Here is a 15482-nt window from a genome sequence, read left to right as displayed (position 1 = left end):
ATGTACGTCATCATGGTCTACGACCTCCAGGCCGACCGAACGCACAAAGCACTGAAGATCGGCCGACGATACCTGACCCACGTCCAGAACTCCGTTCTCGAAGGTGAAATTTCGGAAGGCGATCTTCAAAAACTACGGGGCGAGATCGAAGACCTACTCGAGCCCGGTGAGTCGACGATCATCTACGAACTCTCATCAGATTCTCTCCTCAACAGATCCGTCTACGGTGAGGATCCGACTGAAGATCGACGGTTCTTGTAACGACCGGCTGTCCGTCGACCCCCGGTGGTTGCTCGAGTATTGACGGTCGACGGAAGTTCTTTGTCGTGAGATCACGATACGTACTCTGTAGCCCGAGAATTGGGCATGGTTTCAGACGAACCCTCGTGGGGTTGAAGCGTCGCGTAGTCGGTGTGCTCGGTCACGAGCCGCTCGGTTTCAGACGAACCCTCGTGGGGTTGAAGCGAAAACGAGGTCCACGAGGCCATCGCCGAGGTGCAGGTTTCAGACGAACCCTCGTGGGGTTGAAGCGGCCTCTGTTCCGGGCTGCTCGCTGCGCTGCGCTGGTTTCAGACGAACCCTCGTGGGGTTGAAGCTAACTCGTCGCCCTCGATGCCACCCGCAGCGTAGTTGGTTTCAGACGAACCCTCGTGGGGTTGAAGCCGGTACTCACGCGTGGGTCGGCTCTCGCTGCGAGTTTCAGACGAACCCTCGTGGGGTTGAAGCGCACTGGTCACACTCGAGGCTCTCTGTCGGGTCTGGGTTTCAGACGAACCCTCGTGGGGTTGAAGCATCACGCTTGCGTGCCTCGAGATACTCGGTAATGCTTGTTTCAGACGAACCCTCGTGGGGTTGAAGCGTCGAGGAGGTCAGCGTCTCCGGCTTACCGGAGTCGCGTTTCAGACGAACCCTCGTGGGGTTGAAGCTGTCCTCGAACACGAACGGCTCGAAGTGACTCCGCGTTTCAGACGAACCCTCGTGGGGTTGAAGCCTCGAGATCATGGACGAGCTCGAGGAGTTCGACGTCGTTTCAGACGAACCCTCGTGGGGTTGAAGCATACGCGTTTACTACCGGTGTTCGCCACCGATCGCGTTTCAGACGAACCCTCGTGGGGTTGAAGCTGTCGCTTCCTGCCATGGCGTTCGCGGGCGGATTCGGGTTTCAGACGAACCCTCGTGGGGTTGAAGCACTACACACGGGCAGTGACCGCGAGGAGGTCTGATTGTTTCAGACGAACCCTCGTGGGGTTGAAGCTCGCCAACCACAACCGCCGCGATCGCGGCAGTCGTGGTTTCAGACGAACCCTCGTGGGGTTGAAGCCTAACGTTCATCACGTCGATGTGGCGGCTGGATACCGGTTTCAGACGAACCCTCGTGGGGTTGAAGCCTCCGCCCATCCGAGGATGGTGTGTGGCCCGTTGAGGGTTTCAGACGAACCCTCGTGGGGTTGAAGCTCGTCGTCGTCGTAGGCGTCCCACGCGGGCTTCCATCGTTTCAGACGAACCCTCGTGGGGTTGAAGCTCGACGAAGCGACGGGCAGGCGAATACTGGAACGTCGTTTCAGACGAACCCTCGTGGGGTTGAAGCATCGTTGACCACCCGTGCTGTCTTCACACGAAATGCCGTTTCAGACGAACCCTCGTGGGGTTGAAGCCCCAAATGCATCCGGCATTTATCCTCGCCACGAACGGTTTCAGACGAACCCTCGTGGGGTTGAAGCCAACTCGGCGAGGCCGCCTTCGAGATCAGTCGGACGCGTTTCAGACGAACCCTCGTGGGGTTGAAGCGTCTGTGGCTGCCCAACGGCCGCCAACGAAAGACTCGTTTCAGACGAACCCTCGTGGGGTTGAAGCCTCAATTAACCGACAGCAAGCCGCCTACGGCCGACGAGTTTCAGACGAACCCTCGTGGGGTTGAAGCGGGACGACGTCCTCCTCGGCGAGGTCGGTCTCCGGCAGGTTTCAGACGAACCCTCGTGGGGTTGAAGCCTGGCGGATCGACTCGGGGTCGATCAGCGCGAGCGTGGTTTCAGACGAACCCTCGTGGGGTTGAAGCCGCGTCTCGTCGGCCATGGCGGACGATCTCGAGAACGTTTCAGACGAACCCTCGTGGGGTTGAAGCGAAGGGTGAACGTCCCTCGTCGGTCCATCTCCTCGAGTTTCAGACGAACCCTCGTGGGGTTGAAGCAACGACGACGACCTCATGCAGTCGGCGACTGGACAGTTTCAGGCGAACCCTCGTGGGGTTGAAGCGACACCTCCGTCGGCGTCGGTGAATCGATCGGTCGCCGTTTCAGACGAACCCTCGTGGGGTTGAAGCTCACGCCGAACCACCCGCCAGGTCGGCGACACTGGTTTCAGACGAACCCTCGTGGGGTTGAAGCTTCGTAGTAACCTCCGTCTGCCCTGGTGGCTGCCTCAGGTTTCAGACGAACCCTCGTGGGGTTGAAGCGCCAGCGGTGCGGACGTCGGCGAGGTCTTCAGCGAGGGTTTCAGACGAACCCTCGTGGGGTTGAAGCCGTGGGTGTGGACGACCTTCCCGTCGACGTCAACGGTTTCAGACGAACCCTCGTGGGGTTGAAGCGACGAAGGAACGTGGGGAGAATCCGGCCCTACGTACGTTTCAGACGAACCCTCGTGGGGTTGAAGCGCTTTGGCGATCGCGGCGTTCGGCATCGTCGACGACGGTTTCAGACGAACCCTCGTGGGGTTGAAGCTCGCATGAGCTTCCGCGCGATAGTCGACGTCGACACGGTTTCAGACGAACCCTCGTGGGGTTGAAGCCGCCAAGGTCTAAAACGTCGATCACGCCACCGGGAGTTTCAGACGAACCCTCGTGGGGTTGAAGCGCCGTTGTATTACTAAAGCATTGCCTTACCATGACTGTTTCAGACGAACCCTCGTGGGGTTGAAGCACCGCCGTTCGAGGATACGACGACTACGAGCGACTGTTTCAGACGAACCCTCGTGGGGTTGAAGCTACTCGGATACGACGGAAGATGGTGGAGGGATTACCGTTTCAGACGAACCCTCGTGGGGTTGAAGCGGATTCCCGTTTGTTCGCGCACGCGGAGCGGGTTGTTTCAGACGAACCCTCGTGGGGTTGAAGCTCGACGATCCTCTTTTGGCCCGGACTCGCCACCGGTTTCAGACGAACCCTCGTGGGGTTGAAGCGAGGAGCAGATGGCGGGCATCGAGCGCGTCACGGGTTTCAGACGAACCCTCGTGGGGTTGAAGCCCGAAAATCTCCTCAATCATCCCATCACGGGCGACGTTTCAGACGAACCCTCGTGGGGTTGAAGCGACCACAAACCTCAGCACGCGAAAAAGAAGACGCACGGTTTCAGACGAACCCTCGTGGGGTTGAAGCGACCTCATCCTGATCAAGGAAGAACGTCGCCCCGTGTTTCAGACGAACCCTCGTGGGGTTGAAGCCCGCCACGGAGCGCCAACATCGTCGTACGCGACTGGTTTCAGACGAACCCTCGTGGGGTTGAAGCACCGGTTCGCACCGAGTCACTTCGATCCTCACCACCTGTTTCAGACGAACCCTCGTGGGGTTGAAGCGGCCGGTAGTTCGTGCGTCGTCTCGTCACTGCAGTGTTTCAGACGAACCCTCGTGGGGTTGAAGCTCCTCAAAGAGCCGCTGGACTGTGTCAACGAGAGTGTTTCAGACGAACCCTCGTGGGGTTGAAGCGACGAGTGGGATAGCTACCCGCACAGCCAGACGTCGTTTCAGACGAACCCTCGTGGGGTTGAAGCGAACGCTCGAGGACGATGAGGCGTGGGACTTCGGGTTTCAGACGAACCCTCGTGGGGTTGAAGCTCTCGACAGCCAAGGCTGACGGATGTGGATTGCGTGGTTTCAGACGAACCCTCGTGGGGTTGAAGCTTCTACGTCTTCGACGAGTACGGGTTCGCCGTGTTCGTTTCAGACGAACCCTCGTGGGGTTGAAGCCCACGTCGGCGACGGGAACGGCAGCAGCGACAGAGGTTTCAGACGAACCCTCGTGGGGTTGAAGCATCTGGGCGGCGGTCGACCTGCTCTGGCAGCTCATCGTTTCAGACGAACCCTCGTGGGGTTGAAGCAACCGCGGCACCGACGACGAACGAATTGTTTGCACAGTTTCAGACGAACCCTCGTGGGGTTGAAGCGCCGACGTCGGCGATCCGGGCCAGTTCGTCGCCGGTTTCAGACGAACCCTCGTGGGGTTGAAGCCCCTTCTCCGTCTTCCGTCCGTTGTTTGATTTCGTCGTTTCAGACGAACCCTCGTGGGGTTGAAGCGATGAGTTTACAATACCAGTCTATCACGCGACAACAGGCGTTTCAGACGAACCCTCGTGGGGTTGAAGCTTTGGCTGGGAGAACCCGATGCACTCCCCCGGCGACGGTTTCAGACGAACCCTCGTGGGGTTGAAGCTCCGGACCGGTCCGGCGGAGACGATGACTCCGGAGGTTTCAGACGAACCCTCGTGGGGTTGAAGCTCTGGAACGCCGGCGGGGGCCCGCCTCGCCGACGACGGTTTCAGACGAACCCTCGTGGGGTTGAAGCAAGCTCATGGAGATCGACATCGAGCGAGATCGACGGGTTTCAGACGAACCCTCGTGGGGTTGAAGCTCGTCCTCGACCATGTCCTCGGCCATGTCGCGGGCGTTTCAGACGAACCCTCGTGGGGTTGAAGCGACTACGTCGTGACGAAGTACGAGTATCTCGAGGGTTTCAGACGAACCCTCGTGGGGTTGAAGCTCGGCGAACGGACCGAGACGGCAGTCGCTCGGCGCCAGTTTCAGACGAACCCTCGTGGGGTTGAAGCACGGCGTGGGAAATGGTCTACGGCGACCCCGAGTTTCAGACGAACCCTCGTGGGGTTGAAGCCTCGCAGGCGTAAACGCTGACGCCGTCCTCGAGCCGGTTTCAGACGAACCCTCGTGGGGTTGAAGCGATCTTGCCGTTGGGATCGGGAATAGGTCCTCGTGGTGTTTCAGACGAACCCTCGTGGGGTTGAAGCGACCGGCCGACGTCGAGTACCTCGCCGATCGGCTCGCGTTTCAGACGAACCCTCGTGGGGTTGAAGCCACAACTGAGCGAGCAGGAGCGCGAAGTTCGTCTTGTTTCAGACGAACCCTCGTGGGGTTGAAGCGTCACGCGGCACTGTCCGAAGTGCTCGAACCCGTGGTTTCAGACGAACCCTCGTGGGGTTGAAGCTCGAGGACCTTACCGACGCCGATCCAAAAGACCAGGTTTCAGACGAACCCTCGTGGGGTTGAAGCGGTCGGGAACGTCTCGGATCCGTCGGCCGGGACGACAGTTTCAGACGAACCCTCGTGGGGTTGAAGCGAAACGAGCCGGGGAATGAAAGTGCATCATCACAGAGTTTCAGACGAACCCTCGTGGGGTTGAAGCGCCGCCGGTCGATCGCAGGGCCGTGAACGCCTCGAGGTTTCAGACGAACCCTCGTGGGGTTGAAGCTGAACGAACAAGCGGAGACTCGAGCGATGAAACGGGTTTCAGACGAACCCTCGTGGGGTTGAAGCAATCTGTTCCCACGGGTTCGAGCACTTCGGACAGTGGTTTCAGACGAACCCTCGTGGGGTTGAAGCGATCACCAGACTTCGATCAGGTTGTGCAGACATTGAGTTTCAGACGAACCCTCGTGGGGTTGAAGCCTTCAGAGGTGACCTCCAGCTCGCCGTACTCGAAAGTTTCAGACGAACCCTCGTGGGGTTGAAGCGTAATAAACACGTTGGCAACCGCTGTAGAACGCTAGTTTCAGACGAACCCTCGTGGGGTTGAAGCGCCGAACTCAGGACGCCAGAGGTGATAGTCACGAAAGTATTTCAGATAGGTCCCGAAGATCAGACACACCGTTGGCGTTGTCAGCCAGTATCGCCAACGGTATCCAACACGTCCGTGAGACACTCTTGCCAGAGACACGGCCGCGCGAGGATATCGTATCCCGTCGTGTCGTAAACGTTGTGGAGGCTGTTTCGAAGTCGCTCCCACTCGTGGTCCATCAGCGTCGCTGACTCGCTGCGCCCCATCACGCCCGTGTTCCGGGGATCGTCGTCGTGACAGAGCCCGTAGTGGGCGACCTCGTGGAGCACCAGGCGGAGCTCGTGCTCGAGGTCGTCGCGGTCGGTGACGAGGGCCCGGTTGCCGACGCTGAAGCCGTAGACGTGCCCGTCCCGTCCGCCACCGAGGGCGTTCATCGTCGGGCTATAGACCAGCCCGTCGTACGGCTGCGTCGATCGACCCGGGATAACGAACAGCTGGATCGCGAGGTTCTTGAGGTCGGGTTCGACCTCGGTCTGGTAGAAACTGTTACGTCCCCACAGCAGCCTGCGAGTGCTCCAGCCGTACCGACGTTCCATCCACGTCCGGTCGTACGTCTCGGGGTACTCGAGCCACTGGGCGTAGATGCCACGGGTCCGGAACTGGTCGACGATCACCCGTTTCGTCGTGGGGTGGATGCTCGTCCCCCGAACGTAGCGAACGTCGAGCAGGAGGTCCCGTCGCCCGGGGTCGAAGCCCTCGAACTGGTCCGCGCCGAACAGCGACTCGAGGCGACCGTGGACCGCTTTCGAGCGCGTTTTCCGGTCGGGAATGCCGTTGCCCGACTGATCGACGTACGATCGGCTTCCGGTCCCGCCGAGCGTCCACACGCCCCCGACCGCACCGACCGATTGCAACATCGTTCGGCGAGAGAGTCCAGTCTCGCCATCGGACCGGTCGCAAGGGGAGGTCATCACCGCGACTCTTCCGAGGAACCCCCATGATGGTATGCATGTATTACGTCAGGCTTTAACTTTCGTCGACCCGTTTCACTCACCGATTCGTGAGTGTCCCGTTACCGTGTGCATCCAGCCAGCGGGAACAGTTATTACAACTGGCGTCTACGATTTCACTATTGACTACGTCGGATGACACAACCGTGCTGATCGTCGACGACGAGCCGCTGTACGCGGACGCCCACGCCAGACTGCTCGAGGAGCGCTACCGCGTGCTGACCGCCTACGACGGCCGCGTTGCCCTCGACGTCATCGACGACTCCGTCGACGTGCTGCTCATCGATCGACGGATGCCCGCCCTCTCCGGTGACGAGGTGATCGAGACGCTCGAGGAGCGAGGGATCAACTGCCGTCGAATCATGATTTCGGCGGTTGACCCCGACGACGATGCTGTCGAGGTCGGGGTCGACGGCTACCTCACCAAACCGGTCTCGGGGTCGGAACTCGAAGAGTGCATCGAGAGCGCCCTCGGGTGAGTCGTCGCGACGGCCGTCGTCCGCCCCCGGAGAGGACGGTGCGGCTGTTAGCGAGTATCGCCCCGCTGCCGTCGCCCGATCGGAGCTGGCCAGCACTGCCGGGTTCGGCAGCCGCCAGTCGGACAGAATACTTTTCCCGGCGGTTCACGTTCGAGCGCGTGTGAGTCAGGAATTCACGACGATTCACGCAGTCTCGCTCGTAGCGATTGGACTGCTGAATCTCGTCCTCGGCGCGTTGATCCTCCGGACGCGCTCGAGAGGGGACGTACTCCCGCTGGTGACGTTCCTTTCGGGGATCGCCCTGTGGACGATTCCGCAGGGTGTTCTCCTCGTCGAAACCGATCCGGTCGTTGGATTCGTCCTGGCGAAAACCATCGACTCCGGTGCGGTCGTCATGTCGACCGGGCTGTTTCACTTCGCCATGGCGTACACCGGGCGCGAAGACTGGCTCCGCGTCCGTCGCCTCGGGGTCGTCTACCTCGTCACTGGCGGCTGGATCGTCCTGACGTGGACGAACGGCCTCCACGGGTTGATGCACGAGCCGATGCAGTTCACCGAGGTGCTCCTCCCCGTCGAGGAGTACCAGAACCCGATCTACTGGGTGTACGTCCTCTACAACTGGGGGCTCTCGGGCGCGGGCATCTACGTCTTCTTCCTCGAGTACCTCGACGCCCGGGGGAGCGAGGTCTATCACAAGCAGGCGCGGCTGGTCCTGCTGGCGCCGTTGATCCCGGGCGTCGCGAACGTGCTCGCCCACAACGAGACGACGGCGATCAACTACTCCGTCTGGGGCTTCGGCGCGACTGGCGCGTTGATCGCGCTCGCCCTCTACCGGTACCGGTGGCTCGACCTCGTCCCGATCGCTCGCGACAGCGTCGTCGACGGGATGCGTGACGGCTATCTGGTCGTCGACTACGAGCAACGGGTCGTCGACCTCAACCCGGCAGCCCGGTCGCTTCTCGGTGAGCCGCGGGCCGTCGGAAAATCGATCGACGTCGTGCTTCCGGAGTGTCGGCCACTGCTTGAGGGTGAGACGCGAGAGCTGACGATTACCAGAGATAACGCGATCGTCGACGCGACCGTCTCGGCCGTCAGAGACGAGCGAACCGAAGGCGTCGTGTTGATGCTCAGGGACGTCACCGATCAGCGCCAGGCGGAAAAGCGGTTCCAGGCGCTGATCGAGAACGTCTCCGACGTGATCACGGTGATCGACGAGCAGGGAGTCTTCACCTACGCCAGCCCCTCGGTTCGGACCGTCCTCGGCTACCGTCCCGCTGCGGTCGTCGGCCGGTCGCTGCTCGAGTTCGTCCACGACGACGACCGTCCCAACGCGATCGACGGCTTCACCGTCCTCCGTGACGGCCCTGCCCAGGAGACGCGCTTTGAGTACCGGGTCAGACACCAGGATGGCTCCTGGGTCGTCCTCGAGGGCGTCGCCGTCGACCTGTTCGACAACGAGATCGTCGGCGGGATCGTGATCAACTCGAGGGACGTCACCGACCGAATCGAGCGCGAACGCGAACTCGAGCGAACCAACCGGCGACTGGACGAGTTCGCCGGTGTGATCAGTCACGACCTGCGAACACCACTCGGTATCGCACAGACGTACTCGCGATTCGCCGAGGAAACCGCAGCTGAGGACGACTTCCAGGCGATCCACGACGCCCACGCTCGAATGGAGCGGATGATCACGAACCTCCTGACGATGGCCCGAACCGGGACGACGCTCGAGGAGCCGTCGCCGGTGGCGCTCCGGTCGGTCGTCGAAGACGCGTGGACGGCGACGCGAACGGGAGCCGCCACGCTCGAGTGTGCCCTCGAGGACGACTGGACGGTCGTCGGCGACCGCGAGCAGTTGCTCCACGTCTTCGAGAACCTCTTTCGGAATTCCGTCGAACACGGTTCGACGAGCCCTCACTCGCAGACTCGCGAGGACGCCGTCGAGCACGGCTCGACGAGCCCTCGTTCACACGTTCACGAGGACGCCGTGGAACACGGTTCCACGAGCCCTCACTCGCAGGCTCGCGAGGACGCCGTGGAGCATGGCGCTCCACGAGCCTCCGCTCGCAACGCTCGCGGAGACGCCGCCGGACACGGTCCGGTGACCGTTCGAGTTGAGCCCCTCGAGGAGGTGCGAGGGTTCGCCGTCGAAGACGACGGCGTCGGGATTCCAGCAGCGTACCGAGAGCTGGTGTTCGAACGCGGGCACACGACGAGCGATGACGGAACCGGCTTCGGCCTCGCGATCGTCCGCGACGTGATCGATGCCCACGGCTGGAATATTACGATCTGTGAGGGAACCGACGGCGGTGCGCGATTCGAAATCGACGTCGGCGGTCAGGAGCCCGAACCGACCGCGACCGAGCGCTCGAGCGCCGATCGGTCGTGAGTGCTATCGTGCCGGTGCGGTTGCCGGCTCTTTCTCTTCGGTTTCGGCTTTCCCCATGAGTTCGTTGAACTTATCGGACCGGTCTGCGATCCGTTCCATCGTTGCACTGTCGGGCGTGTCGTCCTGGGCTTCGATGAGGAACGTGGTGATCACCACGGTCTTTACCCAGGGGTTGAGGAAGCCGGCGTAGATGGTGAGCACGATGCCGAAGACGACGACCCAGCCGACGACCTCGAACACCGTCGACAGAGAACCGAGGACGCTCGCGATCGGGGTCATCGCCAGCAGCATGACGAAGGTGGCCGCGTACAGCGCGAGGACGATCAGCAGCGTCGAACCCAGAACCGGCTTCCAGTTTTTCCCGTAGAGAACCACACCATCTCTGGCGGCTCGCCAGGGATTTTCCTCGGTGGTCGTGAACATGTAGGCGATGATCGCCTCGTCGATGTAGGAGGCGGCGATGGCGATCGCCCGGCCGATGATTCGGATAATGTTCCGGATACCGGAGGAGAACGCGAACAGGTTCGAAAACGAGACGACGCGCCTGTTGAACTGCTTGATGATCGCTTTCACCAGCTGGTCGACGGCGAACAGCGCGCTCGCTTCCTTGAAGTGTTCACGGACTTTGGATTTCCCGAACGCGATCTGGTTCGAGGGGACCTCACCCGTGTCGACGATGTGGGCGATGACGGCGATGTGGCCGGCTTTCACCAGGTACAGGACGTACCGGCTGATCAGCCGCCACGCCCCGATGAAGATGACGATCGCGAGTAACAGGCCGATCGCCCCGATCCCACCGGAGATCGTTCCGGCGTCGAGGAGCCAGAGTCCAAACCCGATGACGATCCCGAAATAGAGGATCGCAGCGATCCCGAGAAGGATTCCGATCCCCATCCGAAGCAGCACGAAAGGCATCGTCTTTACGAAGATGCCCGTCGCTTTCCCGAAGTGAAGTACCATGTGCTCGTACGATTTTCCCGAATCATCAAAAGTAGTCACTTACCCGAACGTAACTACCATGGTTACGTTCGGGTAAGTGAGACAGTGCAGACGAACCCACAACACAGCGGTCTCCGACGCGGAACTGTTCGAGCCGCTCGAGGAAATCGCGCACAACCACGCCGTGGAACTAAGGATCGATCCGTGGTGGGCGAGAGTATGCTCGACGCTCGAGTTCGAGGCGACCGGCCCTGGATCGATCGCCGAGTGGTGCGGCCGGCGGCCACCTCGCGTCGGCACCCGCGGGTGAGTCGCCGATGACCGCCCTCGGCTATCACGCCTCCCACGAGCAGTTCGCGCCGAGTGCGCTCCTCGAGTACGTCAGACTCGCCGAGGAGGTCGGCTTCGAGCACGCACTCGCCTCGGATCACTTCCATCCGTGGAGCGAGACGCAGGGCGAGTCGGGATTCGTCTGGTCGTGGCTCGGCTCGGCGATGGAGGCGACCGACATGAGCTTCGGGACGGTGAACGCGCCCGGCTACCGCTACCACCCCGCCATCGTCGCCCAGGCGGCGGCGACGCTCCGCGAGCAGTACCCCGGCCGGTTCTGGTTCGCCGTCGGGAGCGGGCAGCTCCTCAACGAGGGGATCACGGGGACCGACTGGCCCGTAAAGGAGGAGCGAAACGCCCGCCTCGAGGAGTGTGCCGAAATCATGCGGCGACTCTGGGACGGCGAGGAGGTGACCCACCACGGACGCATCGACGTCGAGCAGGCGCAACTGTACTCGCGTCCCGAGACGGCCCCGCCGTTGATCGGCGCAGCACTTTCCGAGGAGACCGCCAGGTGGCTCGCCGAGTGGGCCGACGGCATGATCACGATCGCCACGCCAGATCACGAGGACGACGCGGCGCGAGTCGAGGCCTTCCGGGAGCACGCCCCCGACAAACCGATCTACCTCAAAGCCCAGCACGCCTACGCCGAGGACGACGACGCCGCACTCGAGGGCGCGAACGACCAGTGGCGGGCGAACTGCGTCCCCGGCGCCGTGACCCAGGAGCTGCGGACTCCCGAGGAGTTCGGCGAACTCGCCGCGGAGCTCGACGAGGGCGTCGTCGAGGAGAACGTCCGCGTCTCCGCCGACCTCGAGGAGCACATCGAGTGGCTCGAGGCAGACCGCGAACTCGACGTCGATCGGGTGTTCGTCCACAACGTTACCACGAATCAGGAGGCGTTCCTCGAGGCGTTCGGCGAAGAGGTGCTACCAGCGTTCGAGTGAGGGCCTGGCCAGTCCGGTGTCCGATGGCCGTCCCCGGTTGTGGCGATCGACCCACCAGCCGACGGTGGTGGGAGGCATCCGGCTGCAGGGGCGTGACAGTGACTGGGTGGCTGCGTCGGCTTGACAGTGACTGGGTGGCTGCGTCGGCGTGAGGAGAGCCGGCCGACTACCGAACTGGTGCCTCGTTCAGCACGGCCTCGAGCTGGTGCTCGTCGACCATCCCGCCACGAGCGCTCGTTTTGGTGCAGTTGTAGCCGCCTGCGACGGTCGCAAAGCGGCCAGCGACGTCGATCGACTCGTCCTCGAGGAGCCACTTGTGGATCAGTCCACTCACGAAGGCGTCCCCCGCGCCGGTCGTATCCACGACGTCGACGTCGAGCGCGGGGATCTCGACGAGCTCCTCGTCTGTCCAGAGGATCGCCCCACGTTCACCACGGGTCAGCGCCCCGCGACGAACGCCGCGGGCGCGAAGTCGTTCGACCGCCGCTTTCCCCCTGACCCCCAGATACGAGTCGATCGACGTCTCGTTGGCGACGAACAGCGAGAGGGGTTCCAGCAGTTCGTCCACCGTCTCCCGCTCGGTCCCCCGCCCTTCCAGCCCGTCGAGGGGGCTGGCGAGGTCGAACGCCAGTCGAACGTCGCCGCTCGCGGCGAGCTCACACAGCTGGCGCGTGACGCGATCCGGACAGAAGCCGTTCGTGAAGACGACGTCGGCCGACCGGAGGTAGGCTTCGTCGTCGGCCTCGAGCGTCAGGTGCTTCGCTGCCCCGCCACCGGTGACGATCATCCGTCTCCCGTCGGGATCGCGAAACACCTTACAGTACGTCGATCGTTCGTCCTGGCTCCGGGTGACGCGATCGACCGCCACGCCCTCCTCACGGAGGTTCGCCTCGACCGCATCGGCGTTGTCGTCGTTTCCCAGCCGCACGACGACGCCGGTCGACCGGCCCAGACGGGAGAGCGCCACCGCGACGTTGGCGGCGACGCCGCCGAACGCGACCGACTCGTCGTTGACGTACGCGCCACCGTCGGGTTTCGGCAGGTTCGAGACCAGGTACTGTTCGTCTACGAGTGCACTGCCGACCGCCACCACTTCCGGAACGCCGGTCATACGTGCCGGTGTGTGTCGGGCATGGTGGTAACTATGCCACCATTATTTCTCGCCGTTCGACTCCGATACGAGGCGCACCCTTACACTCGAGTTACCTGCACACCCAGACCCGACTTACCAGCGGTGGACGTCCGCCCGCGCGCTCGAATCGCGGCCCGGCGCCACTCGAGCGAGAGAAGAAACCAGGGCCAACGGTGTGGCCGTCGTCGATGACGGTCGACGGCGGATCGAACGGTACGCTCACCCCAACGGTGATCGGCGAACGGTATTGTCCGGATACGCGGTCACGACAGCTCCTGGTCGGTTCGGAATCGAGTCGATCCGATCAGCGGGCGTATCGACCGACTATAGTACTCGTTGAAACGAGGGACACCGTCACAGCCGAGCGGTCAGCCTCAACGACGGGCCCGGGGCTGGCCGCTCGGCTGTAGTCGGGTGAAGATCGATTCGCCGACTACTCCACCCCCATCACCCACGTGTTATCTGGCGCTAATTCTCGGTTTCTTCCTGGCGTACAGTCGAATACAGGCCGATTCGCCGATGAGCGCACGTCTCGGAATCGACGGCTGCGTTTTGACGTCGACCGACGTGCCCACGACCGTCGTTCCAGCCTGTCGAAGCAACTCGAGCAGTTCGCCCTCCGTGTAAAACGAGACCAGCAGGCCGGGTGCGGCCTGTTCGTCGATCGCCGACGCGATGCCGGAGAAGTACTTGAGCCCGAAAAAGATCGCGTACGACGTCAGTTGGTCGGGCCCGATCGGGCTTCGATAGTAGATGTCCTTTACGACGAGGTATCCACCCGGTTTGAGGAGGGTCGACGCCTCGATCAACGCAGCCTGTGCTTTCAGCTTCGACTGTGCGCGATTTGCACCGACGAGGTGGTGGAGCACGTCGCTCATCACGACGAAGTCGAACGACTCCGGCTCGAACGGCAGCGGCAGATCCGTCGCCGACCCCTCTACGTAGTGGGCTCGCACGTCGGCGTCCGCGTCGGGGAGCATCTCGGGCGAGATGTCGAGCCCGTGTGCCTCCGTGACGTCGGTGTGCTCGAGCGCGTACTCGAGCAGGAGACCGTCGCCACAGCCGATCTCCAGCAACCGGTCCCCCTCGGTGCTCATCCTGTCGATGAACTCGTCGACGACCGGCCAGGATTCGATCTCGTCGAGGCCCCGCTCGTGTGAGTAGACGTCGGCCGTCGCGTCGAAGTACTGCCCAACTTCCTGTTCGTTCATTCTCTCGTCCCGTCAGGAAGGGACAGCAGGTGCCCGCATTAGTATTGTTCACCTTTACTGTCAGGAATTGCCTCTCGTGACGACGGGTTCTTGCTCGGTCACCGCCGGCTCCGTGGACGCCTCGTGCTCGTCAGCGTACTCCTGCAATCGCGACTGGCGGCTGTCGGGTGGGTCGCCCGACAGCACGTACGGCAGGAGGACGTACGTGGCGTTGATCACGAGGATGAGCAAGATCGGGACGAGAAAGAGCCCGTAGAACCCGAACACGACGGGGCCGACGATGTACGCGACCAGCAGCATTCCGGTGTGAGTCTGCTTCCCGCTGATGTGTGCCCGGATGAAAAAGTCGGGGATGAAGTCGACGACGACGGCGCTGACGGCGAACAGCACCGCGACGGGAACGAGCAACGACAGGTCGCCCGCGAGCCACGCGTTCGCCGCGAGTACCACCGTGACCGGCACGTAAACGAGTTTGATGCCGACGACCGGGATCAGACTCCCGATGCCCGCCAGCGCGCCGATCAGGGCCGGAAACGGTACCTGAACGGCCGCGGGCGCGAAGAGGTTGTACGTGTAGAACGTCGCGACGCCGACGATCGCCGTGACGAACACGTTGACGATGTTCCCGAACAGCGTCATCGACAGCTCCGGATCCGTGGCGCGAACGAACGCGGTCAGCACGCCCGACTCGTCGAACGTCTCGAGGAGCCACGAGACGAATCGCGGCCCGTCGATCAGCATGTAGTAGGTCAGGATGACGAGGATGAGAAACTGCACGAACGCGCTTCCGAGGAGATCCACCGCCCCGGCGAGGCTCACCAGCACCACGCCGAGGGACGCCTGCGCGGCCGCCCCGGTGGCCACCTGCTGGAGTTCCTCGAGATCGACGCCGGTGACGTCGACCTCCTCGAGCGTCTGCTCGATGACCTGGTCCTGGACGTCGTAGGCCTCGACGAACGCCTGCGTCTCGAGGGCGACGATCGCGAGCGTGTACGCCAGCAACACCACGAAGGGGACGCCGAACAGCACCAGCGCGAGTATCGCCCTGACGCGACGCGGCAGTCCGAATCGCTCGAGGAACCGGTAGATGGGACGGACAGCGTAGTAGAGAAAGACCGCGAACACGAGCACCGCGATGAACCGCACGGCGACGTACGCGGCGAGGAGAAACAGCGCCAGGACCACCAGCCCGATGCCAACGCGCCGGGCGAACGTGCGGTCGAGTTCCATGTATCGAAGAGTACAGGAGTGACGTATTTCACTCTCCC

9 protein-coding genes and 1 CRISPR repeat array are annotated in these 15482 nt (G+C 62.5%); of the genes, 4 read left to right on the top strand and 5 right to left on the bottom strand.

The window, feature by feature from the left end; all coding sequences use genetic code 11:
• Positions 1-261, top strand: coding sequence for a CRISPR-associated endonuclease Cas2 (cas2, locus tag NMQ09_RS18555; RefSeq protein ID WP_255192057.1), 261 nt, complete (start codon positions 1-3; stop codon positions 259-261).
• A 108-nt stretch (positions 262-369) separates the two neighbouring features.
• A CRISPR array of direct repeats spans positions 370-5798; the repeat unit is 30 nt; unit sequence GTTTCAGACGAACCCTCGTGGGGTTGAAGC.
• A gap of 80 nt (positions 5799-5878) precedes the next feature.
• On the opposite strand, the gene NMQ09_RS18550 is transcribed toward cas2, so the two are convergent.
• Positions 5879-6664 carry a hypothetical protein gene (locus tag NMQ09_RS18550; protein ID WP_255192056.1) on the bottom strand — a complete coding sequence of 262 codons (786 nt, stop codon included), beginning with the start codon at positions 6662-6664 and terminating at the stop codon, positions 5879-5881.
• Positions 6665-6909: 245 nt separating this feature from the next.
• Here NMQ09_RS18550 and NMQ09_RS18545 point away from each other — a divergent pair, with 245 nt between their 5' ends.
• Entirely contained in the window at positions 6910-7266 is a 357-nt protein-coding gene (locus tag NMQ09_RS18545) for a response regulator (protein WP_255192055.1), read from the top strand.
• Positions 7267-7426: 160 nt separating this feature from the next.
• Positions 7427-9655 carry a histidine kinase N-terminal 7TM domain-containing protein gene (locus tag NMQ09_RS18540; protein ID WP_255192054.1) on the top strand — a complete coding sequence of 743 codons (2229 nt, stop codon included), beginning with the start codon at positions 7427-7429 and terminating at the stop codon, positions 9653-9655.
• Positions 9656-9658: 3 nt separating this feature from the next.
• Here the strand turns inward: NMQ09_RS18540 and NMQ09_RS18535 are convergent, their stop codons facing one another.
• Positions 9659-10615: a hypothetical protein gene (locus NMQ09_RS18535; RefSeq protein WP_255192053.1), complete on the bottom strand. Its 957-nt coding sequence runs from the start codon at positions 10613-10615 to the stop codon at positions 9659-9661.
• A 296-nt stretch (positions 10616-10911) separates the two neighbouring features.
• Here NMQ09_RS18535 and NMQ09_RS18530 point away from each other — a divergent pair, with 296 nt between their 5' ends.
• Positions 10912-11871, top strand: coding sequence for a TIGR03885 family FMN-dependent LLM class oxidoreductase (locus NMQ09_RS18530; RefSeq protein WP_255192052.1), 960 nt, complete (start codon positions 10912-10914; stop codon positions 11869-11871).
• A gap of 166 nt (positions 11872-12037) precedes the next feature.
• On the opposite strand, the gene NMQ09_RS18525 is transcribed toward NMQ09_RS18530, so the two are convergent.
• The 3 genes from NMQ09_RS18525 to NMQ09_RS18515 form a co-directional block, all read right to left on the bottom strand.
• The gene (locus NMQ09_RS18525) at positions 12038-12982 is read right to left on the bottom strand and encodes a carbohydrate kinase family protein (RefSeq protein WP_255192051.1); all 945 of its coding nucleotides are present in this window, start codon (positions 12980-12982) and stop codon (positions 12038-12040) included.
• Between the two features lie 479 nt (positions 12983-13461).
• Entirely contained in the window at positions 13462-14214 is a 753-nt protein-coding gene (locus NMQ09_RS18520; RefSeq protein WP_255192050.1) for a class I SAM-dependent methyltransferase, read from the bottom strand.
• A 60-nt stretch (positions 14215-14274) separates the two neighbouring features.
• Complete coding sequence (locus NMQ09_RS18515; RefSeq protein WP_255192049.1) at positions 14275-15444, bottom strand: AI-2E family transporter; 1170 nt, start codon at positions 15442-15444, stop codon at positions 14275-14277.
• Positions 15445-15482 lie beyond the last annotated feature (38 nt).

It is taken from the genome of Natronobeatus ordinarius (assembly GCF_024362485.1).
Taxonomy (GTDB): Archaea; Halobacteriota; Halobacteria; order Halobacteriales; family Natrialbaceae; genus Natronobeatus; species Natronobeatus ordinarius.
Note: the sequence above shows the minus strand (reverse complement) of the source record. Positions and strands in the feature narration are given on the sequence as shown.

What these genes read in the sequence shown, in the direction of transcription:
- NMQ09_RS18535 (WP_255192053.1), bottom strand. Translation starts at nt 10,615, where the DNA reads ATGGTACTTCACTTCGGGAAAGCGACGGGCATCTTCGTAAAGACGATG.
- cas2 (WP_255192057.1), top strand. Translation starts at nt 1, where the DNA reads ATGTACGTCATCATGGTCTACGACCTCCAGGCCGACCGAACGCACAAA.
- NMQ09_RS18530 (WP_255192052.1), top strand. Translation starts at nt 10,912, where the DNA reads ATGACCGCCCTCGGCTATCACGCCTCCCACGAGCAGTTCGCGCCGAGT.
- NMQ09_RS18525 (WP_255192051.1), bottom strand. Translation starts at nt 12,982, where the DNA reads ATGACCGGCGTTCCGGAAGTGGTGGCGGTCGGCAGTGCACTCGTAGAC.
- NMQ09_RS18520 (WP_255192050.1), bottom strand. Translation starts at nt 14,214, where the DNA reads ATGAACGAACAGGAAGTTGGGCAGTACTTCGACGCGACGGCCGACGTC.
- NMQ09_RS18515 (WP_255192049.1), bottom strand. Translation starts at nt 15,444, where the DNA reads ATGGAACTCGACCGCACGTTCGCCCGGCGCGTTGGCATCGGGCTGGTG.